The sequence below is a fragment of the Streptomyces sp. NPDC002886 genome, from assembly GCF_042888445.1.
Classification (GTDB): domain Bacteria; phylum Actinomycetota; class Actinomycetes; order Streptomycetales; family Streptomycetaceae; genus Streptomyces.
This window is the reverse complement of the sequence record NZ_JBIAPV010000010.1, coordinates 280,685-299,256: the sequence shown is the minus strand read 5'-3', so window position 1 is coordinate 299,256 and position 18,572 is coordinate 280,685. Positions and strand designations below refer to the sequence as shown.

Sequence of the window (18,572 nt, the reverse complement as noted above, 5' to 3'; positions counted from 1 at the left end):
ACCCCCCACACCCCCCCGTTTGTGGGTTCACCCCGGGCCCCCAAAACACCCCCCCCCCCCCCCCCCCGGGGGGGGGGGGGCGGCCCCCCCGGGGGGGGGGGGGCCCCCCCCCACCGCTACACCACATCTGAACTGCGGTTCTATAGATCAGCTACCAGCGATACCACCGGCCGCTGCTGCCCTTGGGACGGGCAACGAAGCCGATCAGCCAGATGATGAGTACCGCGATCGCGACCCACCAGAGAATCTTGATCGCGAAACCCGCACCAGCGAGAATCAGAACCAGTAGAAGAACGAGAAGCAGGGGAACCATAGTTATCAACCTCCAAGGAACCGAATGCCCCTGCGATTCCAGACCATGCGTGACTACTTACCCGTTTCTTATCGGCCCAGGCGGGAAGTCGCGTACGCCCGCGCGATCGCCAAGCTTTCCGGATCCCCGGCCAGGAGGAACCACCCCGGCTCACGTCGGGCCGTTCGTTCTCCTCGGAGGGCGGCCTGTTACGGCTGCGGCGGAACCGCCTTTGATCATCACCCCTCGACTCCCGCGCACGGGAACCGCAATAGGGAGCGAGGGCAGGGAGCCAATCGGAGCAGGCCCGGTCCCCCGCGCAGCCAGCATGGTGTTGGAGCCGGCAGGGCGTCGTGCCTCCTGCCGTTGAGCCGTCACGCTGACGCTTGTCGGATCATCAGCCTGTCGCGCATTCGTCCTTCGCCGTATCGGTCATGCTCCCCTCGTCCGAGATCTCGACTCGAGGAGTGGTGGCAGTGCACGCGGTACTCAAGACGGTTCGACACAAGCGGCTGACGGGGCTCCTCTCCGTGCCACTGGCCCTCTCCTTCGCCCTGATCGCCGCACCGGCGATCGCCGCGCCGACTACGGGCTCAGGCACGGGAGCGGTCCAGGCCGACAACTGCTCCGACTACCGGGCCCTGACCCCCGAAGCCTCCACGGCCAAGTCAGCGAAGGTCCTCGAACGCCTCCCCGCTCAGGGATGCACCGGCCCTCGCGGACCGCAAGGCCCCAAGGGTCCCAAGGGAGACCGGGGACCCGCCGGGCCGCCCGGACCCTGCGTCAGCGTCGACGTGGTGGCAGGCCTCGCTCCCGGCAGTGAGTACAGCGCAGCCATCACTCGCGGAAAGGCCTTCGTCGGCTATCGCCCCTCCCTGACCGGGGCGCCCATCTGGCGCGACCTCACCGGGCCCGTCACCCCCGGATACCCGCGCAACGCTTGCAGCATCGCCGTGAAGCTCGCGGGCGAACGCGTCTACGTCAAGGTCCTCACCACCGCCGGCGACCTCTACGAAACCTCCTGCACCGCTCCCGCACTGGCCTGCACCGTCGGCTGGGCCGCCGTCGTCAAGCCCTAACCGAATACGCCCCAAGCCGCGCCTGATCCAGACGGGCGCGGCTGCCCGGCACCGAGACTGCGTGGGATAGCGCCCGTCACTCAAGCAGCTGCCCGCGTAATGTCCACCGCGGAACTGGCCACTTCTTCCGCCGGACCCCCTGCGCAATCCGCAATCCCCGCCCGGGCTGGCGTGGCACGCACCGCGACGCCGCCCACGCCCCTGCTCAATCACCGCCCCTTGTCCGCCGCAGCTCCCCGCCCGCGCCAGGTTGCCCGCAGACGCGAGCAGGACCCGGCCGGAGTGACTACGGTCCCCGGCCGGGTCCTGCTTGCTTGGGTCAACCCGTCGTCGTGGCTTTCCCACCTGCACTCTCACATGCGCAGCACCACCACGCACCCGGGCATAGGGCAGATGGGCGGAGACCAGTACGACGGCAACCGCCGCTCGAGGGTGCTGTCGGCCGGGGCGGTACGGCGACGTGTGACGGCTGCCGAACCCGCCCGCAGCCGACAGCTCCACGGGGCCGGGACCAGCAGCCCTTCCGGCCGCTACTCCCGCAACCGCTATTGCACCGCGGCCGCCCCCGCGATGTTCCAGCGACCCGCTGACATCAGGACTTCGCCCCCCAGACAGCGGCCACGAACCCCCAACCGCCCGCGTACAGGCACCCGGTTGCCACTCGGGGATAACGGCGGCCTTCCCGCCGAAGCCGGGGCGGAGCGCTACTTTACGAGACCGCCGGCAAGGGTGCCGACGAGCCCACCTTGCGACGTCACGTCGGCCAGTTCCCCTGCTGCCAGGGCATCAATGGACAAGCCCACCCCCATGGCCCCTGCCCCGACACTCACGGCCGGGCCACAAACACACACGCGATCTGAGGGTTGTCTGGGGTAGCGGGCGGCCGTCCGGGTGGCAGCGCTATCAGGTGGCCCAATCCCCCGCTGGCAACGCCGGCTGAGCGGGCATGCATGGCGGAGCCATTGCCCCCTGGTTGTGAGGAGCTGAGCGTCGATGCTGGAGCGCACCCGGCGTAAGAAGCAGACCGAGATCACGTTCGTCCTGCCCGCCGGTCATCCGGCCGGTGAGGTCAGCGTGGTCGGTGACTTCAACGACTGGCAGCCCGGTACCCACCGGCTGGCCGAGCGGTCTGACGGGAGCCGGGCGGTCACGCTCACCCTGCCGGTGAACCAGCACCACCAGTTCCGCTACCTCGCCGACGGCGGGCACTGGCTCGACGAAGAGGAGGCCGACGGTCACGACGGCCGCAACAGCCTCCTGCACACCTGACCCGCCATAGATAGCGGGCACCACTCATGAAGGAGAACTCCTGTGACTGACATGTGGAGCTACAACCCCGACTCGCACTACACCCCGGGCACCAGCCTGGTCGGTTTCAAGGTCGAAGCCACCGACGGGCACATCGGCAAGGTGGATGAGGACACCGACGAGGTCGGCGCCTCCTACATCGTCGTCGACACCGGCCCCTGGATCTTCGGCAAGGAAGTCCTCATCCCCGCCGGCACCATCGTCCGCGTCGACGTGAAGGAGAAGGAGATCCAGGTCAGCCTCACCAAGGACCAGATCAAGGACTCTCCCGAGTACGACAAGGACAAGCACCGCGGCGACGCCACCTACCGCAACCAGCTCGGCCAGTACTACGGACGCGACCACAGCTGACACCGCCGCCCCTCGGCCCCTGCGCGCCCCGGAGCCTAGGGGTGGGTAGAACGACGGCCCAGCCACCGGGTGAGGTGGCAGGGCCGTCACACCGCTACCAGCAGGGGGGAGGGCGCGCCGGCTGGCGCGTGTCCCGATCTCAAAGCCCGCTGCGGCCGCGCATCGTAGCTGGCGTGTACGAGGAAGGGTCACCGGCCGCAGGAAGCGCCCCGGACACAGATACCCGACTTCCCCAAGGCCCCAACTTGGCTCACCTGTCAGGCCCTCCCCCGAAGGGCGGGCGGCAAGCACCACGGGACTGGGCCATGCCCTGGATAGCGCGGTGGCCGCAGCCCTCGTCCCCGAAGGGGTGCTGTTCAGCCCCTTGGGGCGCGGGCGCGTACGGTGCTGGACCGTGTCCCTGAACCACCATGCGCCGCAAGGATTCCGGCGATGGCGGCCGCTGCACTACGAGACAGAGGCGGTGCCGGCCCAGGGCGGGGAAGTAGGGGCCGACACCGCCGGCTGTTCAGCCTGGCCAGGTGCCCGTCATTCGGCGTATGGCCACGGCGCCCGACCGGTCGACCGAAGCTTTGACCACAGCGAAGATCGCACCCTGGATCGCTGCGGCGATCAAGATCTGTTTCCAGGGCCGGTCCTCGTCTGTGGCGTCCGGTGCGTCGCCCTCACCCTCGATGATCTTCCATGCCTGTTTGAACACGGCGCCCGCGATCAGACCGCTCGCGGCGCCCAGGGCGAGCCCGACGGGCTTGTAGGCGATCTTGGAGGCCTTCATCGGCGACGACCGCGGCTGCGGCGCACCAGCACGAGCGCGAGCACCACGGCGCCTGCGACGAGGAGCGGGGTGCGGTTGACGCGCGCGACCGTGGCGGCCGTCTCGGCCTTCTCCAGCAGCGAGTCGGGGGTCTTGTCCGCCGCGTACTGGCCGGCGCGGGTCGCGCTTTCCCACACTTGCGCCGCGGCCTGGGAGGTCTTGTCCAGGACGGGGTCGGGGGTGTTGTCCCGCACCAGCTGGGCGGCCTGTCCCGCTTTCTCGCGGATCTGGTCGGCGATGAGGGAGGCCTTCTCGGCGGTCTGCTGCTTCACGGCGGCGTCTCCTGGGGTATCGGTCTGGATGTCGGTCTTGGCAGCCACATACGGAATCTGGCCGAAGGCGTTCCGGGTGTAACCCGTTTTACGCGGCGCTGCCCGTGGTGTCCTGGATGGGGGCTTCGGCGTTGCGTTTGACGGAGTCGATGCCGTTCAGGCAGGAGCGGTGCGTCTCGTAGTGCTGGCTGGTGGCGATGACCTGGCCGTTGGTGGCGACCAGCACGAAGTGGTACCCCTTCGCGGGCTGGTGGCGGACTTCGAAGCGAGCGGCCATGACGGAACCTCCTCGTTGAGCTGCGCATGCGGGGTTGCCGCGCGTCTACCCCGCCATCGCCTCAACACCCGCCCAACAAACGGGAGCTCCACCCAGGCCGACAGAGTTCGCCCGCCGCGGGTCGGCGCCCTCCGGCCGTCGGCGGCGTCGGAGGGCATGCCGTGGGAGTGGCGCACACCGGTGGCGGGGCGCGCACAATCCCCGAAGGCATGAACCGTCGCTGACGCTTCGCCCTGGCCCAGTGAACGGGCTCCCGCACACGCCCAGGCACCTGCTTCGTCCACGTAACCTTCACATTGATCGTTCCGGCACGGAGCGACACCGAGACGAGGCCGGCAGGAACCTCAGCCGCCCAGACAGACAGGAGGTTTCCCATGGAGCAGGTCGTGACAGGGTCACCGGACGTCGAAGGCGTCCGTGTGATCACCTGCGCCGGTGAGTTCGACCAGGACAACCTGGAGCCCCTCCGGCAGGCATGGACGCAGGCCGTCGCCGACCCGGCCGTGCTCAGGATCGTTCTGGACGTCAGCGCGGTGAGCTTCGCCGACTCCTCCATGCTCAACGAGATGATCCGCCTGCGGCGAGCCGACACGGACCTCGTCCTGGCCGGCCCTCTTTCACCCCAGATGGAACGGCTCTTCGAGCTCGTCTCAGCTCACCAGATCTTCACCATCGCCGACAGCGTCGAAGCCGCGCGCACCCTGTAGCCCAGCGTGGCCTTTGAGAAGGCAGCCGGGCTGGTGTCAGGCAGTAGCGGGGAACGGGATGAACGCTGTGATCGTCTTGCCGTCGTCGTGGGGCCGGATCTCCGTCCGGTCGGCGATCCGGTTGACGAGCAGCCAGCCGAACCCTCCCGGAATATCGAGGGGGGTTCCCGGCGTGTGAGGAGCGGACGAGGATTGGTCCGACACTTCGACCGCCACGCAGCTGGCGTCATGCCGGATGTTGAAGCCGCTCACTCCGCCCGCGTGACGTACCGCGTTGGACACCAGCTCCGAAACGACCAGCAGTACGTCGTCAATTAGCCGCTCTCCCGCGCCGCTCGCCGCCAGGACATCGCGGGCGATCGACCGGGCCTCCTCGCATTTCAGACCGGTCGTACGCCGTGGTACATCCCGCATTGCCTTTCCCTTCACAACTCGCTTCTTCCCCTTTTCGTCCACTAAACCCGCCAAGAGGCCTGTCTCGTATCATCCATCCGGCCCGTAGAACCGGCCGGCCGCTCCCCGCCCACCGCCGAACGCGGATAGTTCACGGGATGTGTCCTGTTCGTGGGCCCGCCGCCCCGGACGGCGCTGGGCGGAGGCTCTGCACTATCCGGCCGTCCGCTCGGCTGGACCGTCATCGACGGCGAACAGCAGATTCGCGCCGGTCATCTCCAGCAACCTGGCCAGCTGCCGTGGGAGAGGGCCCAGCAACAGCAGATCGCACTGCGCGCGGACCGTGAGCAGCAGGTTCAGGAAGGAGGAATCGGCGAAGGTGACCCCGCGGACGTCCAAGGCCAGCCGATCCACGCCAGATGCCGCAACGGCCGCCTCGCACGCGGCCTGGAGCTGGCCTTCCGTGTCCGCGTCGAACTCCCCGGCACACCGCACCACCCTCAGCCCGCCGCGATCGGGTAGGACCGTTACGGTCGGTTTCATAGGCACTCCTCATCTACTCAACAGAAGCCCCAGCCTGTCTAATCAGGCGCCCGGATGCCACCCCTCCAATCGAACGTCCTGCCGCACCCTGTCGCGGTCTCCACTGCGTTCCCAGCGGGGCCGGGCGAGACAAGGAACCGAGTCAACCGTCGGTGCGAGGGCGGGTAGCACGGTGCGGAGTGAGGGCGTCCCATTCGGACACGGATCAGCGGCGCTTCCCAGAGGCATCTGAGACGCCTACGACCACGAGGCCTCCGAACTCTCCGCCCCCTCCGTGAAAAACGAGCGCTGTCCGTGGTGATCCAACTGTTGGAGCAGGCATCCCCCGAAACCGGCTCCGCCAGGCGAGAGGGGCGTCAGCCGCCTCATGCTGGGCAGACGCGGATTCATGTCCGGAATCCACGCACGTCCCGCGAGCGCACTATTCCGTTCCACCCCCGGCGTCGACGATGCGCCAGCCTCCCATGCGGCACAGCACGGGCGCCGCGGCGGTTTCCTCAGGCGGCTGCGGCGCAGGATCCTCGCCTACCGGGACATCGAGTTCTGCTCCACCCGCATTCCTGGCAGTAATGCGGGTGTTGAAGAGGACTGTCTGCTGTTGGTCCACGTCCGTAAGGTCGTCGGCCAGATCCACTACCGCACCTGCGCCACCTGCGGTGAGGGGGTGATCACCGGCATCGAGATCGATGACCATCTCCTTCCCACCGGAATCGGCACCCGTGCCCTGTCCCACCTGCACTCCCGCCACCCCGGCATCATCTGGCGCAGCACACTGACCCTGCGCACCACACGCGACCTGCTCCGCCGGATGCGCGTCCCCGTAACCACCGCGGGTGCCCTATGTCCTCATGCCCCCGCCCAGGCCGCCGCGGTCCAGGGGCCCTGAAGAGCACTGGCCGGCGCTCGAGTAGGCCGAGCGCGAGAACCTGCGTGAGGGGACCACGGGACCGGTAGCCGATGGTTCACGCCTTGGTGGCCCGTTCTCGCCCCCGTTTAAAGTGGCCAGTGTGAGCAAGAGTGAACGGCAGCTGCTGGATGAGGTCCGCCAAGTGCTGGCGACGACTGGTTTCACGGAACCCGACGGTGGCGCGGGCGGCCTGGTGCTGCGCGCAGAGGCAGATGGTGTGCTCATAGCCTCGCAGCCCGCGGAGGTCATCCGAGCCGTCACCCACGTACACGGGCACGAGGCCGCGCTGGGCGGTTTCACATCCCTGCCGGGCTTGCACCAGGCCGTTGCCTCCGCCGTGGCAGCGATCCTGAGCGAAGCGGGCTTCGACGTGCGCCCCGGCCCGGACGACACACTTCTGGTGAACCACTCCACCCTCCCGGGCGGTGGCTCAATGTGGCGCTGAGCCCCACCCGACGGCGGAGCCCAGCGCCTGCGTAGGGACGGACTGGCCGGTCAGTCCTGGGAAACGGCTTGGAGCAGGTCTCCGACCTTGGCGTCCGGCATCGCGCGGGCGACGTCCGCGAAGGCGACGATCCCGACCAGCCTGTGTCCGTCGATGACCGGCAGGCGGCGCACCTGGTGCTCGCTCATGACGCGGAGGATCTCCTCCGCGTCGTCGTCGGCTCCGATAGTGACGGCCTCGCCCTGGGCGAGGTCACCGGCCTTCACCTGGCCGGGGTCCTTGCCGGTGCCCAGGACCTTCACCACGATGTCCCGGTCGGTGAGCATGCCCTTGAGCTTCTCGTCCAGGCCGCAGATCGGCAGCGAGCCGACCCCCAGCCGCGTAATCTTCTTCGCCGCCTCCAGCACCGTCTCCTGGGCACCGATACACGTCGCGTCCGCCGTCATGATGTCGCGGGCCTTCGTCATCCGCCGTACTCCTTCGATTGTCGCCTGCACGGGTGCGATCGTGTCCGCTGACGCGGACGGGCCACGGGACCTATGGGTGCCCCATGCCTCTGACCGGTAACGCCATCCGCCCCCGCAACCACCCTGAGGCCATGGCCTGCGCCGCCCTTGAGCGTGCCCCGCATGGCCCAAGGGCGCGCGACGGCAGGACGGAAACCCGCAGGCACCGAGCCCGTGGCAGCCGGAGGAGAAGCCTTTGAACACTGTGGACGTCCAGCACTACGGCAGCACCGCCCTGATCAGCGTCGGCGGCAAACTCGACGAGGACTCGGGCCTCGTCCTCCTGGAGGCGCTGTCGGCAGTCAATACCGCCGTTCGGGACCTCCTGGTCGACCTGCACGGCGTCGCGGTCATGGACGCCGACGGCCTGCTGCACCTCCTGAACGTGCACCGGCGAGCGGAAGGCCTGGGGCTGAGAGTCGTAGTCTCCGGCTGGCAGCCCCAGCCCCAGCAGTGCATGGCCGAGGTAGCCCGAATCTCCGGGCCCGGGTCGGCCACCGGGGAAAGGTACGCGGTAGCCAGCTTCCGCCGGCTCATCGAGGAGCGGGCCCAGCGTGCACGGGACAGCGCGGACCTTGCTAGAGGCTGGCTCCCCCACGCCTAATCCAGCGGGTCTGCGGCTGCGCTGTCGGCGAGTCTGCACGGGCCCGCACCACTCCGGCGTCAGGGCCCGCCTTCTTCCGGAGGGTCGTCCTCGGGCCACAAACCGAGGATGTCCAGCAGAACGTCGAAGTCGGCGGCACCCTCCGCCCTGGAAGCAACCGCGCGGCGGGCAGCGGCACGGTCGACGGCCCCAGCCCGGGCCAGGAAAGCTGGCTCATCACAACCGAATGGATCCTTCACCCCACCGATGCCACCACGACCCTGGCACATCCGCAGCGCCAATACTCCATAGCTTCGAGGTGATCGACCACTTCACCGCCGCCCCGCTGCGGGCACTGCGGGCCTCCGCGGCCGACGACGACTACACCGGCCTCGTGCTGGACACCGAGAGGGTCACCTTCGCCGACTCCGGCTTCCTCGCCGTCCTCGACTGGTGGCTCCGCCACGGACACCGCCTCAGGCTCGCGAACCGCTCCCGGGCCGTGAAGCAACTCTCGCCCGAGGGACACACCAGTGGCGTTGGCGCTCGGCGCCTGGCTGCTGGCCGGGTCCGGCGGTACGGATGAGGCGAACTCAGCGGTGTCTTTGGCAGCGGGTGCTGGAGCAGTCCCTCGAGACCTAGCACTCGAGAGGCGCCGGTGTTCTCTCGGAGCGGTCACCGCCCCTTGTCCTTCTTTCCCTTGGCTTTCCCGGGAGCCTCTTTCGTCTTCGCCGCCTTCGGGGCCTTCGCCGGGCGGTCTGCGACCGGTCGTGCGGAAGAAGAGCGGCTGGGGGAGGGTGCCGGGGCCGGCGGCTGGGGTGGCATCGGGGCGGCGGGGAGCGACCGCGTAGCTGCTGCGGGTTGCGATCCTGCCGGGGCCCTTCCCTCGGCCTTTTCTGATGCTGGGGGCTTTTCATGCGAGGGAGCGGTGGTGGGCGTGCTATCGCCTGCCGGGACGCCGCCCAGCAGCAGCGTGCACGTGCCTGCGACGCTCGCCGCCGCTACGCCCCACCACAGCGGCAGGCGCCGTCGCGCGGCGCCGCTCTGCACAGGTTCGGGTGTTCGTCCGGAGTGAGCAGCAAGCGACAGAGCAGGCGAGCGGTGTGTGGAGGTGTCGTTGAGCGCCACCGTCGCTGAGGTGCGGGGTCGTGGTGCCTGTGCGATGTCCTTCAGGCGCTGGTGGACGGCGGCGGCGTGGGGGCGTGCCGCAGGGTCCTGGGCAGTCATTTCCTCAAGTAGGCGGGCCAAGTCCTCCGGTAGTCCTTCGGGTATGCGGGGCCGGCGCAGGAGGTGGGCGGTGCTGATCTCCACGGGGCTTCCGTGGTACTCGCGATGGCCGGTGAGCGCCTCGAGGAGGGTCATTCCCAGGGCGTAGATGTCGCTGGCCGTACTCGCACCTTGGCCCAGGAACTGTTCGGGGGCCATGTAGGCGAGAGTGCCGACGAGGGTGTCGGGCGCGCTGTGGGTGCGCTCGTGAACGGTCCGTGAGAGACCGAAGTCCGCCAGGTGGGGTGCCCCCTCCTCGCCCAGGAGGATGTTGGAGGGTTTCACGTCGTGATGGATGACGCCATGGGCATGAACGTGATCGAGGGCTGAGGAGATGTCGGCGCCGAGCCGCACGACCTGGACGCGGCCCAGGGGTCCCGCGTTCATGCGGGTGCGCAAGGTGACCCCACGAATCAACTCCGTGACCATGAAAGCGCCCTGGCCGTGTCGGCCGGCGTCATAGACGGTAACCAGAGCCGGATGGGACAGGCGGGCCAGTGTGCGGGCCTCATCGCAAAAGCGGTCGGCCGTGACCGTATCCGCGCCCGCGCGAAACACCTTGACGGCCACCTCACGGCCCAGTACCTCGTCGACACCGCGGAACACATCCGCCGTACCGCCGGAACCAATGGCGCCCTCAATCCGGTAACGGCCGCCCAGGACAGTGTCACGTTCAGGCAGTGCTCCGTGCTCTGGAACGGACCGGGCCGACACGGGGTCCTCCTCTACTCCGGCAGTGGCGCGCGCCTACCCCTCGCCGGTCGCACTACGCACCCTCTCCAACACCGGGAGCACAACGATCAGGCGCAACTTTCCGCGCCTGCTGCTGGGGTGCCCTGGTCGACGAGCTCTCGGGCGCGGGCGGCGATGCGCAATTGGTAGCGGGTGCAGCGACGGCGGCCGCCAGCGGGAGGGGTGGGTTCGCGCCGCTCTTGCTCGGTGGGGTAGATGGGGACGGCGGTGCCGTCAGTCGGCCACCCCGGCCGTTGTGTCGCAATGCTGCAGAACGAACCTGTTCATGCACCCGTGCGCACGGGTGCGCTCCCGTACCTGGAGTCGGCGGGATCTTCCGTCTCTATGAACTAAGGTCTCGACGATCTGATGCTCCGGGCCGTCCCGAAACTGCTACGACCAGCACGTGCGCATGTGGGGCATTGTTTCCAGTTCCCGCGACCACTTGGGGCGGACACCCCGCGACCACGCACCCGACCGCATTGGGGATGCTCCCGCGGCCCGAGTCGCAGGTGCGCATCAAAGTCGCGGCACTGGTGGTGGGTGGTTGTGACGGTCCGGCTCGCGGGGCCGGCGCAGCACGTAAGGGTGGGAGGCGCCACTGATGTGGTCGCGCGGGGAGGGAACGGGGCAGGCTCTGGCGGGCGGCTCGGCAGGATAGAAGGGGGCTCGCTGACAGCAGCTCGCTCCCGCCCAGGACGAGGAACCGCAGATCCGCAGGCCGTACCACTCCCATTGTCAAGCGCGGTTGCGCTTGCGGGTATGTTGGGGCAGGCTCATCCCATGACGACTCCCCCACGCCTGCCCCGCCTGACACTCGACTCCCTCGAAGAGGACGAGCTGGACCGCTTGGCTCGACAGGTAGACGAGGCCGCTACAGCGCTGGAGCAGGCGCGTGCGGCCCTTAGTGAGGCGGCTGGGCGGATCGCCGCCCGCTACGAGCGGGGCGGGCCCGCGGCGGTCGCCGCTCGGGTCGGCTGGTCCCGTCAGCACGTTTCCACCCTGGCCTCCGCCCACCGGCGCAGCCAGCAGGACGCCGCATGAGTACCGCGGCCGAACACCCACATGGCTCAGGCGTTCCCCAGCCGGCGGCCACCGTCGAGGAGCTGCGGGCCGCTCTCACGCGGATCGCGCCGGACGCCGTGGCCACCTTCGACGCGGAACGCGCCGCGGCCGTAGCCCGGGCCCGCCAGGAGGTCAGCTCGGCACCTGTGCGGCGTTTTCTGCGCCAGTGGGCGCTGCGCGTCGCGATCGAACGGCACCCCGACCTGGCCGCCCGCCTGCGACACCTTGAAGCCCGTGCCGGCCACGTCACCGACCTCGAGGAAGGCCGGATGATCGCCTCGGAGATCGGCCGGATCCTGGACAAGGCGGCCGCCGAGGCCGGTATCGAACACGGCGGGGAGTCTTGAGCCGTTGGCGGTGGGAGTACGACCCGGACGCCGAGCACGTCGCCAAAGGCCTGCCCGCCCATGTCGTCACCCAGGTTGAGCGGCTGGCCGACGAACTCGTGGCCCTGGCGGAAGTCGGCGTGGATATCACCGACATCGGCGACGGATCGCGGCGCGGCGTCCCAGGAGGGCTGCGCCGTATCCCGCTGCTGTCCGACGGCTGGTTCTACGCCCTGCCCCTTCCCCGACTGCAGCTCGTCGCCATCGTCTGCGTCATCCCCCCGTACACCGACCTGTAGAACAGCCCGCTGCGACTACGCCCGGGCGGGATTGAGGGCGATGCGCCGTTGGCTGCACCAGCCGGCGACGGCGGTTTCGGCTCCGTCGGCCACCACGCGGCCAGGCCACTCCGCGCCGTCGCGACCGGTCCGGACAGATCCGTCAGGCGTTTTCCTGGGGGCAGACCTCCGCCAGGAGCTCCAGCAGATGGGCGGTCACCGGCTCAGGCTCGCCCCGCCGTACCCAGGTGTAGACGGCAACCCGGGCCGAGGCGTCGGCTTTCCAGCACTTCCCGCGGCCCGGCGCCGGACACCCTGCAGCCCCTGCCTCATCACCACCCTGGGGGCGGTCGAACGACGGCCCCTGCGGTCAGGCACGGGGGCAGGGGCCGCTCACGCCCGCCCACTCCATACGGTTACCAAATGATGCGCTCTGTCACTTAGCGTGTCAGGTTTGGTGGGAAGAACCTTCCACCCCGCATCAGAGGAGTCGCCGTCATGGGCGGAAAGCAGGACAAGCGCCAGGAGCCCGGAAAGAGCCGCGAGGAGCAGGAGCGCCTGCGCTCCGGCCAGGACCCCGTCCACCCCGGCGCCGGCCAGGAAGGCACCCGGGGGAAGAGCCCCGAAGACCTCAAGCGCCGCGGCCAGGACGAGATGAAGCGCGACGAGGACGAGATGCGCGACGACGAGCTCTGACCACAGAGCCCTCGCGCCCCCACACGCAGGACCCGGCCGGAGGCCTATTCACCATCACACCGGCCGGGTCCTGTCATGCCCTGGCACTGGCCCGCCGCCTACACCTGCCCGCTCACAGCTCGACCTGACCAGCGACGAAGCGCGTCGCCCCGTCCAGCAAGTCCGGTCCCTCTCATCGGTCGAGGGTCTCTTCGTCCGCCTGAGCGAGGAACTCGTCGCGGTCTCGAGTGAGGTCACGTGCAGGGCCGACGGGTGCACCCCCAGTATTTCCGGCGCTCAGATCAGCGGTGCCATTATCGGCGGCCGGTTCCACAACGGCGAGACGCCGACGGTATTCACCCGCACGGCGGCTGTGGGCTTCGACTCCCCCAGCGTCCAGGGCGCCACCAACGCCAGCCCCTCGAGCAACCTCCAGGTCATCGAAGCTGTGCACCGGCTCTCGTGAACAGGCGAGGCCGGGCAGCCGGCCAGCCTGCGACGCACCTGTCGCACCGCCAGGACGGACGCCTCAGGCACCACACCCCCACGCCACCCCGCCCCCGGCAGTCCCACCAGTTCGAGAGCACGTGAGCACGTGAGCTCATGAGAAGAATGATCCCGAGAGAAGGGGCCGTTCCCAAGCGGGATGCGCGGCGTGGAGTCGCGAGCACGCACGCTCAGAACTGGGTGGAGATACGGTCGCGCGGACGACACGGCAGGGTGCCGGTGCATCAACAGGGCTTCGGATATGGTGTCTGAGACGCTTGTGCCCATGGTGAAGACCGCGCTTGTCGTCATCGACATGATCAACGCGTACGACCACGAGGACGCCGAACTCCTCGTCCCCTCCGTGAAGCGGGCGCTTCCCGCAGTGGTGGATCTACTGGAGCAGGCGCGTAACCAAGACCTCCCGGTCATCTACGTCAACGACAATTTCGGGAAGTGGCGCTCCCACCACGGCGAGATCCTGGACGCGGCGCTCGCCGGCCCGCACGCCGACCTGGTCGAGCCGGTACGGCCGGATGAGACCTCGTACTTCATCGTCAAAGCACGCCATTCGGTCTTCTACGAGACACCCCTCGCCTACCTGCTGGGAACCCTCGATGTCTCCCACCTTGTCCTGTGTGGGCAGGTCACCGAGCAGTGCGTGCTCTACTCCGCCCTGGACGCCCACATCCGCCACCTCACCGTCACCGTCGCCCGCGACGCCGTCGCCCACATCCACCAGGACCTGGCCGACGCCGCCCTGCGCATGATGGAAGAGAACATGGAGGCCCGGATCCTGACGGTCGCACAAGCCCTGAATTGACACCGCCGCCCTCACACAGCCCCAGGGATCCCAATTCTCATCGGTCAGCCCGTGGAGGCTGCCGGCGGATGTGGAGGGCCCGCGCAGCCCGCACCGGCGCATCCGCCGTGATGATCGAGGCGATGCCCACAGCGACGTAGGGTGCCCGGCCGCGCCCCTCACGCGGCCGGGATGGCCACTGGCACCCGGGGCGCCGTGCGGACGCGTAGGGAGCAATGCCGCGGGCAGGGGCGAGGGATGACGACGATGCTCGGCGCTTTCGTTTTCAGTACTCCCGATCCTCCTGTGTTGGCGGACTTCTACCGGGCCTTGCTGGGCTGGGAGGAGGTCGAGCGTGAGCCGCAGTGGGTCCGCCTGCGTGCCCCGGAACGGGAGCGTCCAGGCCTCAGCTTCCAGCTGGAGGCCGATCACACACCTCCGGTGTGGCCACAGCGTCCCGGCGCGCAGCAGATGCAGGCGCACCTGGACATCCAGGTCCATGACTTGGACGGCGAGACCGAGCGCGCCCGCGCTCTGGGTGCGACGGTGGAGGAGCACCAACCTCAAGAGGGTGTGCGCGTCCTGCGCGACCCGCACGGCCATCCGTTCTGCCTCTTCCTTCCCGGCGCCTGACCGACATGCTCTGGAAGTGATGGAGGCACGCCCCCCTTTCGGAGTGCACGGGGGACGTACGCCGGGGCTGGCGGACCCGCTTGGGATGCGCCCTCGGTTCCCTGCGGGGGCCGGTCCGGGCAGGGGTGAAGAGAGCCCAGCCGGGTGGTTACGCACTCGGCCGGGCTCTGCTTGCAGGGAGGGGGCGGCGCATCCCCTCGGAAGGCGGCGGTACGTGCGCCGGCCTCGCCGTGCGGAGGTGGCCAGGTGGTCAGTGGCCGAGGGCGTTCTTGAGCTGCTGCTTCGTCATGGTCGAGCGGCCTTCGATGCCGCGCTTCTTCGCCTCCTGGTAGAGGTCGTCCTTGGTGCGCTCGGAGGAGCCGCCGCCGTGGGACTTCTCGCCTCCGCGCTGGGATGCGGACTTGCCCTGTGTGGAGCTGCGGCTGGCCGTTTTACTTTCTCCGGACCGTGCGCGTTCCTTGTTCACGGTGCGGGAGGCCATCTCCTTCGCTCGGCCTTCCGACATGCCGCGCTTTTCACCGGACTCCTTGATGTGCTCGTACTGGCGCTCGCGCTTGGGGCTGGATCCTCGGGGCATGACGCGTCCCTTCGTCGGTGCTGTCCGTGTCTCGGTCATGGTGCGTCTGCCCGATGCGCCTCGCATCTCACGCGTGCCGTCCGAGGACCGACCCCACAACACACGCAACGGGGATTATCCGCTCACCGGGGCAAGGTTCTGCGTGTCGCAGCCGGCCGGCTCCGATGGCCGGGAGGTGTCGTTCATGCTCGGGCCATGCGCCCGATCGCCGTCCGCCTACTGCTGCCCTTGTTGTGCCTGGCGCTCACCGGGTGCGCCACGGGTGAGGCAAGGAGTCGGGCCGCGGGGTCCGCGGCCGCGGCGTTCGAGAGAGCCCTCGCGGACGGGGACAGTGCCCGTGGGTGCGAGGCGCTGGCCCCCGGGACCCGCGAAGAACTGGCGCAGGAGCAGCCCTGTCCGGCCGCCCTGCAGGGCCTCGAGCTGACCGGGGCGCGGGAACCGGCGCGAGCGGCGGTGGTTTACGGGTCGCAAGCGCGCGTCGTCTACCCGCATGACAGCGTTTTCCTGGCGCTGTTCGCCGAGGGCTGGAAGGTCACGGCTGCTGGCTGCACGCCCCGGGAGGGGCGTCCGTACCGGTGCGAGCTGAAGGGTGACTGAGGTGCGCACGATGTTCCTGCTCTGCCTGACCGTCGTGTTCGGCGGGCTGGCCTACGCGTTCACCGTGGGACTGATGCAACGGTGAGCGGATTCAAGCGGTTCGTCCGTGAGAACGGGCTCACCCTCGCCTTCGGCACCGGCTTCCTCCTCACCCTCACGGGCCAGTCGATCGCCGGACACGCCGAGCTGAACAGCATCCTGACTGCACAGAGCCTGCAGCCCCTGTCGTTCCCCGACTACCTGTTCACCTCGGACTTCATGGTCGACGTCACCGAGAACTGGCAGTCGGAGTTCCTCCAGTTCTTCCTCTACATCGTCGGCACCGTCTGGCTGCTCCAACGCGGATCCCCGGAATCCAAGCCGCTCGACAAGGCCGGCACCGAAACCGACCGGGAGCAGAAGGTGGGTGCCTGGGCCACACCCGACTCGCCGAAATCAGCTTCCGCCCCCGGCCTGCGCCGCGGGCTCTACTCGAACTCCCTGGGCATTGTGATGTTCCTGATCTTCGTCTTGTCGTGGCTGGCGCAGTCCGTCACCGGCCGCATCGCCTTCAACGAAGAACAACTGCGCGAACTGCAGGACCCCGTCGGCTGGGTCACCTACGTGACCTCGGCGGAGTTCTGGAATCGCACGCTGCAGAACTGGCAGTCCGAACTCCTCGCCGTCGCCTCCATGGCGATCCTCGCGGTCTACCTCCGCCAACGCGGCTCACCCGAATCCAAGCCTGTCGGAGCTGCCCACACCTCCACCGGCATCGAAGGGTGAACTTCGGTGCCCGGTTCGGCGGACCGGGCACCGAGGTGCGGCAGGGACCGAAGCTGCCAAGCGTGGTCCCGCCTGCGGCCGGCGGAAGAGGGGCCAGCTAACGGATCAAGGTAGGGCGCAGGGCCGCACACCGCCCCCGGGTTAAGTGCCGCAACCCGGCCACATCCGCGCCCACGGTCACAGTCTCCCCCGCAGGGGTACCCAGACTTGCCGTAGGGGGGCTCCGGCATGGTGCGGCGCCTCTCCGTCAGGCCCAACTCTTCGGGGCTGCGAGAAGGCGGGGTCTCATCCGTGGAGGGCGGGCAGCAGCTTGTCGCGGCATGCGGTGAAGAAGGCATCCTGGTCGGGACCGATCTGACCGATGTACACCTCGTCGAAGCCGGCGTCCAGGTAGGCGCGTACGGCGCTCACGTGCTCCTCCACGTCGTTGCCGCACGGCACGTTGTCGGACACCTGTCCGCGGGTGACGAGCTGGCTGGCCTGTTCGAAGTGGGCCGGGGTCGGAAGGGTCTGGGCCAGCTCGCCGGGCAGCTGCTCGTTGGGCCACAGCCGGTGCACGGTCTCGACGGCCTTCTCGCGGTCCTCGCCCCAGCACACCTTCAGTCCGCCGATCACCGGCTTCCCCTCACCGCCCGCGTCCCGGAAGCGCCCGATGGCCTCCTCGTCGGGACCCATCGTGACGAAGCCATCCCCGATCCGGCCGGCAAGCTCCGCCGCCTTTGGTCCGAAGCCGGAAACGTGAACGGGGAGCCGGCCGTGCGGTGTGGTGTAGAGGCGGGCGTTGTCCACGGTGTAGTGCGGGCCGCGGTGGCTGATTTGATCCCCGGTGAAGAGTTTCCTCATCACCTCGACGGCTTCCTCCAACATGTCGGCGCGCTCGTCGAACGAGGGCCACCGGTCCCCGAGGACGTGCTCGTTCAGCGCTTCACCGGTTCCCACCCCGAGGGCGAAGCGGCCGCCCAGCAGCGCGCTCGATGTGGCCGCGGCCTGGGCCGTGACGGCCGGATGCAGCCGCATGGTGGGACAGGTGACCAGGGTGGTGACCGGCAGGTCCACGGTCTGGGACAGGGCACCGATCATCGACCAGACCAGAGGGCTGCTGCCCTGCTCGTCGTTCCAGGGGTGGAAGTGGTCGGAGATGGCCAGCCTGGTAAAGCCCGCGTCAGAGGCCTTGCGCGCCTGGTCCAGGAGCTCGGCGGGGGTGAACTCCTCGCAGGACAGAAAGTATCCGAACGATGTCATGGCTCTCGTGCCTCCAGAAAGGGTGAACAGCGGCCCCCGTGGCGGCTGCCCGGGGTACCAGGTGCCAAACCCCTTCAGCCGGCGTGCCGAGCGGGACTGACAAGGGAGTCCTACCGGGCCTTCCGGCGCCGGTTCTGCTTGCTGGCACGCCACATCAGGGCCGCCAGCGCGGCGAGCCCGAGGAGTGGAACACCGCACAGAAGTACCAGCTGTGCCAGGACCGCACGTGTCGGCGGCACCCCGCCGGTGGCCTCACTGGGCGCGGCGGCCGCGCCGGTCAGCTGGTCGGTGAGGAGCGCCATCCTCCGCCGTGCTGTCTGGCTCATGCCTCTGTGTCCTTGCCTGTGATCTGCGCATCCGCGGCCCGGCTGAATCCCTGACGAGCGCTCCTGCCCGCGAGTGCCGAGTCTGCCTCCTATCGCGGCTTTTCCGACGTCAGGCCCGCGGTTCTGGAGGGGAACTTCGACCGTCTGGCCCGCACGGACTCCAGGGCCGCAACGGCAGCGCCGAGTACGCCGAGGCTTGGTCAGAGTTCTGACGACGAATCAGAGTCCCTTTCGCAGGGGGCGTTTGTCCGGGCGGAAGTGGGTCAGACGCATGGGCAGCGGAGCACGCAGCCCGGACTGCAGCGAGGCTTCGTCGGCAGGGGCC

General features: G+C 68.9%; 27 protein-coding genes and 1 pseudogene. 16 read left to right on the top strand and 12 right to left on the bottom strand.

The annotated features are described in order from the left end of the window. Nucleotides 1-151 precede the first annotated feature (151 nt). A complete protein-coding gene (locus tag ACFYYB_RS34140; RefSeq protein WP_389440591.1) occupies nucleotides 152-313 on the bottom strand; it encodes a hydrophobic protein in 162 nt (53 codons plus the stop codon). 455 nt (nucleotides 314-768) lie between these two features. Here ACFYYB_RS34140 and ACFYYB_RS34135 point away from each other — a divergent pair, with 455 nt between their 5' ends. The 3 genes from ACFYYB_RS34135 to ACFYYB_RS34125 all read left to right on the top strand — a co-directional run bounded on the left by ACFYYB_RS34135 (nucleotide 769) and on the right by ACFYYB_RS34125 (nucleotide 3,030). Next, nucleotides 769-1,371 carry a hypothetical protein gene (locus tag ACFYYB_RS34135; protein WP_389440588.1) on the top strand — a complete coding sequence of 201 codons (603 nt, stop codon included), beginning with the start codon at nucleotides 769-771 and terminating at the stop codon, nucleotides 1,369-1,371. A gap of 993 nt (nucleotides 1,372-2,364) precedes the next feature. Next, a complete protein-coding gene (locus ACFYYB_RS34130; RefSeq protein ID WP_389440586.1) occupies nucleotides 2,365-2,640 on the top strand; it encodes an isoamylase early set domain-containing protein in 276 nt (91 codons plus the stop codon). A 51-nt stretch (nucleotides 2,641-2,691) separates the two neighbouring features. Next, nucleotides 2,692-3,030, top strand: coding sequence for a PRC-barrel domain-containing protein (locus ACFYYB_RS34125; protein WP_389440625.1), 339 nt, complete (start codon nucleotides 2,692-2,694; stop codon nucleotides 3,028-3,030). A 508-nt stretch (nucleotides 3,031-3,538) separates the two neighbouring features. On the opposite strand, the gene ACFYYB_RS34120 is transcribed toward ACFYYB_RS34125, so the two are convergent. The 3 genes from ACFYYB_RS34120 to ACFYYB_RS34110 are packed head-to-tail and all read right to left on the bottom strand — an operon-like array spanning nucleotide 3,539 to nucleotide 4,393. Further along, nucleotides 3,539-3,805, bottom strand: coding sequence for a DUF4235 domain-containing protein (locus tag ACFYYB_RS34120; RefSeq protein WP_389440583.1), 267 nt, complete (start codon nucleotides 3,803-3,805; stop codon nucleotides 3,539-3,541). Further along, a complete protein-coding gene (locus tag ACFYYB_RS34115; protein ID WP_389440580.1) occupies nucleotides 3,802-4,164 on the bottom strand; it encodes a hypothetical protein in 363 nt (120 codons plus the stop codon). The genes ACFYYB_RS34120 and ACFYYB_RS34115 overlap by 4 nt, the downstream gene beginning before the upstream one ends. A 40-nt stretch (nucleotides 4,165-4,204) precedes the next feature. Further along, entirely contained in the window at nucleotides 4,205-4,393 is a 189-nt protein-coding gene (locus ACFYYB_RS34110; RefSeq protein WP_389440577.1) for a YegP family protein, read from the bottom strand. A gap of 386 nt (nucleotides 4,394-4,779) precedes the next feature. Between ACFYYB_RS34110 and ACFYYB_RS34105 the strand changes: the two genes are divergently transcribed. Next, on the top strand, nucleotides 4,780-5,100 hold the full coding sequence (locus ACFYYB_RS34105; protein WP_389440574.1) for an STAS domain-containing protein: 321 nt from the start codon (nucleotides 4,780-4,782) through the stop codon (nucleotides 5,098-5,100). Nucleotides 5,101-5,136: 36 nt separating this feature from the next. On the opposite strand, the gene ACFYYB_RS34100 is transcribed toward ACFYYB_RS34105, so the two are convergent. Together ACFYYB_RS34100 and ACFYYB_RS34095 are read right to left on the bottom strand one after the other, a co-directional pair. Then, nucleotides 5,137-5,529, bottom strand: a complete 393-nt coding sequence (locus ACFYYB_RS34100) for an ATP-binding protein (protein WP_389440572.1) — start codon at nucleotides 5,527-5,529, stop codon at nucleotides 5,137-5,139. A gap of 177 nt (nucleotides 5,530-5,706) precedes the next feature. Then, nucleotides 5,707-6,036 (bottom strand): STAS domain-containing protein, encoded by a 330-nt coding sequence (locus tag ACFYYB_RS34095; protein WP_389440569.1) that lies wholly within the window; start codon nucleotides 6,034-6,036, stop codon nucleotides 5,707-5,709. A 598-nt stretch (nucleotides 6,037-6,634) separates the two neighbouring features. Between ACFYYB_RS34095 and ACFYYB_RS34090 the strand changes: the two genes are divergently transcribed. Both ACFYYB_RS34090 and ACFYYB_RS34085 read left to right on the top strand, forming a co-directional pair. Next, nucleotides 6,635-6,922, top strand: a complete 288-nt coding sequence (locus ACFYYB_RS34090) for an N-acetyltransferase (RefSeq protein ID WP_389440566.1) — start codon at nucleotides 6,635-6,637, stop codon at nucleotides 6,920-6,922. Nucleotides 6,923-7,043: 121 nt separating this feature from the next. Then, entirely contained in the window at nucleotides 7,044-7,388 is a 345-nt protein-coding gene (locus tag ACFYYB_RS34085; RefSeq protein WP_389440564.1) for a hypothetical protein, read from the top strand. A gap of 50 nt (nucleotides 7,389-7,438) precedes the next feature. Here ACFYYB_RS34085 and ACFYYB_RS34080 read toward each other — a convergent pair whose 3' ends face one another. Beyond that, entirely contained in the window at nucleotides 7,439-7,855 is a 417-nt protein-coding gene (locus ACFYYB_RS34080) for a CBS domain-containing protein (protein WP_389440562.1), read from the bottom strand. A gap of 244 nt (nucleotides 7,856-8,099) precedes the next feature. Here ACFYYB_RS34080 and ACFYYB_RS34075 point away from each other — a divergent pair, with 244 nt between their 5' ends. Both ACFYYB_RS34075 and ACFYYB_RS34070 read left to right on the top strand, forming a co-directional pair. Further along, nucleotides 8,100-8,498 carry an STAS domain-containing protein gene (locus ACFYYB_RS34075; protein WP_389440623.1) on the top strand — a complete coding sequence of 133 codons (399 nt, stop codon included), beginning with the start codon at nucleotides 8,100-8,102 and terminating at the stop codon, nucleotides 8,496-8,498. A gap of 298 nt (nucleotides 8,499-8,796) precedes the next feature. Beyond that, a complete protein-coding gene (locus ACFYYB_RS34070) occupies nucleotides 8,797-9,063 on the top strand; it encodes an STAS domain-containing protein (RefSeq protein ID WP_389440559.1) in 267 nt (88 codons plus the stop codon). Nucleotides 9,064-9,152: 89 nt separating this feature from the next. Here ACFYYB_RS34070 and ACFYYB_RS34065 read toward each other — a convergent pair whose 3' ends face one another. Both ACFYYB_RS34065 and ACFYYB_RS34060 read right to left on the bottom strand, forming a co-directional pair. After that, nucleotides 9,153-10,457, bottom strand: a complete 1,305-nt coding sequence (locus tag ACFYYB_RS34065) for a protein kinase (protein ID WP_389440557.1) — start codon at nucleotides 10,455-10,457, stop codon at nucleotides 9,153-9,155. Between the two features lie 101 nt (nucleotides 10,458-10,558). Then, nucleotides 10,559-10,663, bottom strand: a pseudogene (locus ACFYYB_RS34060) (MerR family transcriptional regulator); the annotation flags it as partial. 595 nt (nucleotides 10,664-11,258) lie between these two features. Between ACFYYB_RS34060 and ACFYYB_RS34055 the strand changes: the two are divergent. The 6 genes from ACFYYB_RS34055 (at nucleotide 11,259) to ACFYYB_RS34030 (ending at nucleotide 14,740) form a co-directional block, all read left to right on the top strand. After that, nucleotides 11,259-11,519, top strand: coding sequence for a hypothetical protein (locus tag ACFYYB_RS34055; RefSeq protein WP_389440553.1), 261 nt, complete (start codon nucleotides 11,259-11,261; stop codon nucleotides 11,517-11,519). Beyond that, entirely contained in the window at nucleotides 11,516-11,887 is a 372-nt protein-coding gene (locus ACFYYB_RS34050) for a DUF6247 family protein (protein WP_389440551.1), read from the top strand. Before ACFYYB_RS34055 ends, ACFYYB_RS34050 begins: the two co-directional genes overlap by 4 nt. Further along, nucleotides 11,884-12,165, top strand: a complete 282-nt coding sequence (locus ACFYYB_RS34045) for a hypothetical protein (RefSeq protein ID WP_389440548.1) — start codon at nucleotides 11,884-11,886, stop codon at nucleotides 12,163-12,165. Before ACFYYB_RS34050 ends, ACFYYB_RS34045 begins: the two co-directional genes overlap by 4 nt. A 477-nt stretch (nucleotides 12,166-12,642) precedes the next feature. Then, nucleotides 12,643-12,840, top strand: a complete 198-nt coding sequence (locus ACFYYB_RS34040) for a hypothetical protein (protein WP_389440546.1) — start codon at nucleotides 12,643-12,645, stop codon at nucleotides 12,838-12,840. Between the two features lie 751 nt (nucleotides 12,841-13,591). After that, nucleotides 13,592-14,128 (top strand): cysteine hydrolase family protein, encoded by a 537-nt coding sequence (locus tag ACFYYB_RS34035; RefSeq protein WP_389440543.1) that lies wholly within the window; start codon nucleotides 13,592-13,594, stop codon nucleotides 14,126-14,128. 237 nt (nucleotides 14,129-14,365) lie between these two features. Continuing rightward, nucleotides 14,366-14,740: a VOC family protein gene (locus ACFYYB_RS34030; protein WP_389440541.1), complete on the top strand. Its 375-nt coding sequence runs from the start codon at nucleotides 14,366-14,368 to the stop codon at nucleotides 14,738-14,740. A gap of 250 nt (nucleotides 14,741-14,990) precedes the next feature. Here the strand turns inward: ACFYYB_RS34030 and ACFYYB_RS34025 are convergent, their stop codons facing one another. Continuing rightward, nucleotides 14,991-15,317 (bottom strand): plasmid stabilization protein, encoded by a 327-nt coding sequence (locus tag ACFYYB_RS34025; protein ID WP_389440538.1) that lies wholly within the window; start codon nucleotides 15,315-15,317, stop codon nucleotides 14,991-14,993. A gap of 195 nt (nucleotides 15,318-15,512) precedes the next feature. Between ACFYYB_RS34025 and ACFYYB_RS34020 the strand changes: the two genes are divergently transcribed. Both ACFYYB_RS34020 and ACFYYB_RS34015 read left to right on the top strand, forming a co-directional pair. Next, nucleotides 15,513-15,914, top strand: coding sequence for a hypothetical protein (locus ACFYYB_RS34020; RefSeq protein WP_389440535.1), 402 nt, complete (start codon nucleotides 15,513-15,515; stop codon nucleotides 15,912-15,914). Between the two features lie 81 nt (nucleotides 15,915-15,995). Next, nucleotides 15,996-16,679 carry a DUF6766 family protein gene (locus ACFYYB_RS34015; RefSeq protein WP_389440532.1) on the top strand — a complete coding sequence of 228 codons (684 nt, stop codon included), beginning with the start codon at nucleotides 15,996-15,998 and terminating at the stop codon, nucleotides 16,677-16,679. 285 nt (nucleotides 16,680-16,964) lie between these two features. Here the strand turns inward: ACFYYB_RS34015 and ACFYYB_RS34010 are convergent, their stop codons facing one another. Beyond that, on the bottom strand, nucleotides 16,965-17,921 hold the full coding sequence (locus tag ACFYYB_RS34010) for a TIGR03557 family F420-dependent LLM class oxidoreductase (RefSeq protein WP_389440529.1): 957 nt from the start codon (nucleotides 17,919-17,921) through the stop codon (nucleotides 16,965-16,967). Between the two features lie 110 nt (nucleotides 17,922-18,031). After that, nucleotides 18,032-18,247, bottom strand: a complete 216-nt coding sequence (locus ACFYYB_RS34005) for a hypothetical protein (protein WP_389440526.1) — start codon at nucleotides 18,245-18,247, stop codon at nucleotides 18,032-18,034. Nucleotides 18,248-18,572: the final 325 nt, after the last annotated feature.

Excerpts from the sequence above, each read along its gene's own strand:
- ACFYYB_RS34140 (WP_389440591.1), bottom strand. The coding sequence starts at position 313 with ATGGTTCCCCTGCTTCTCGTTCTTCTACTGGTTCTGATTCTCGCTGGT.
- ACFYYB_RS34110 (WP_389440577.1), bottom strand. The coding sequence starts at position 4,393 with ATGGCCGCTCGCTTCGAAGTCCGCCACCAGCCCGCGAAGGGGTACCAC.
- ACFYYB_RS34020 (WP_389440535.1), top strand. The coding sequence starts at position 15,513 with ATGCGCCCGATCGCCGTCCGCCTACTGCTGCCCTTGTTGTGCCTGGCG.
- ACFYYB_RS34125 (WP_389440625.1), top strand. The coding sequence starts at position 2,692 with ATGTGGAGCTACAACCCCGACTCGCACTACACCCCGGGCACCAGCCTG.
- ACFYYB_RS34030 (WP_389440541.1), top strand. The coding sequence starts at position 14,366 with ATGACGACGATGCTCGGCGCTTTCGTTTTCAGTACTCCCGATCCTCCT.
- ACFYYB_RS34050 (WP_389440551.1), top strand. The coding sequence starts at position 11,516 with ATGAGTACCGCGGCCGAACACCCACATGGCTCAGGCGTTCCCCAGCCG.
- ACFYYB_RS34055 (WP_389440553.1), top strand. The coding sequence starts at position 11,259 with ATGACGACTCCCCCACGCCTGCCCCGCCTGACACTCGACTCCCTCGAA.
- ACFYYB_RS34010 (WP_389440529.1), bottom strand. The coding sequence starts at position 17,921 with ATGACATCGTTCGGATACTTTCTGTCCTGCGAGGAGTTCACCCCCGCC.
- ACFYYB_RS34130 (WP_389440586.1), top strand. The coding sequence starts at position 2,365 with ATGCTGGAGCGCACCCGGCGTAAGAAGCAGACCGAGATCACGTTCGTC.
- ACFYYB_RS34120 (WP_389440583.1), bottom strand. The coding sequence starts at position 3,805 with ATGAAGGCCTCCAAGATCGCCTACAAGCCCGTCGGGCTCGCCCTGGGC.
- ACFYYB_RS34095 (WP_389440569.1), bottom strand. The coding sequence starts at position 6,036 with ATGAAACCGACCGTAACGGTCCTACCCGATCGCGGCGGGCTGAGGGTG.
- ACFYYB_RS34025 (WP_389440538.1), bottom strand. The coding sequence starts at position 15,317 with ATGCCCCGAGGATCCAGCCCCAAGCGCGAGCGCCAGTACGAGCACATC.
- ACFYYB_RS34040 (WP_389440546.1), top strand. The coding sequence starts at position 12,643 with ATGGGCGGAAAGCAGGACAAGCGCCAGGAGCCCGGAAAGAGCCGCGAG.
- ACFYYB_RS34035 (WP_389440543.1), top strand. The coding sequence starts at position 13,592 with ATGGTGAAGACCGCGCTTGTCGTCATCGACATGATCAACGCGTACGAC.
- ACFYYB_RS34080 (WP_389440562.1), bottom strand. The coding sequence starts at position 7,855 with ATGACGAAGGCCCGCGACATCATGACGGCGGACGCGACGTGTATCGGT.
- ACFYYB_RS34005 (WP_389440526.1), bottom strand. The coding sequence starts at position 18,247 with ATGAGCCAGACAGCACGGCGGAGGATGGCGCTCCTCACCGACCAGCTG.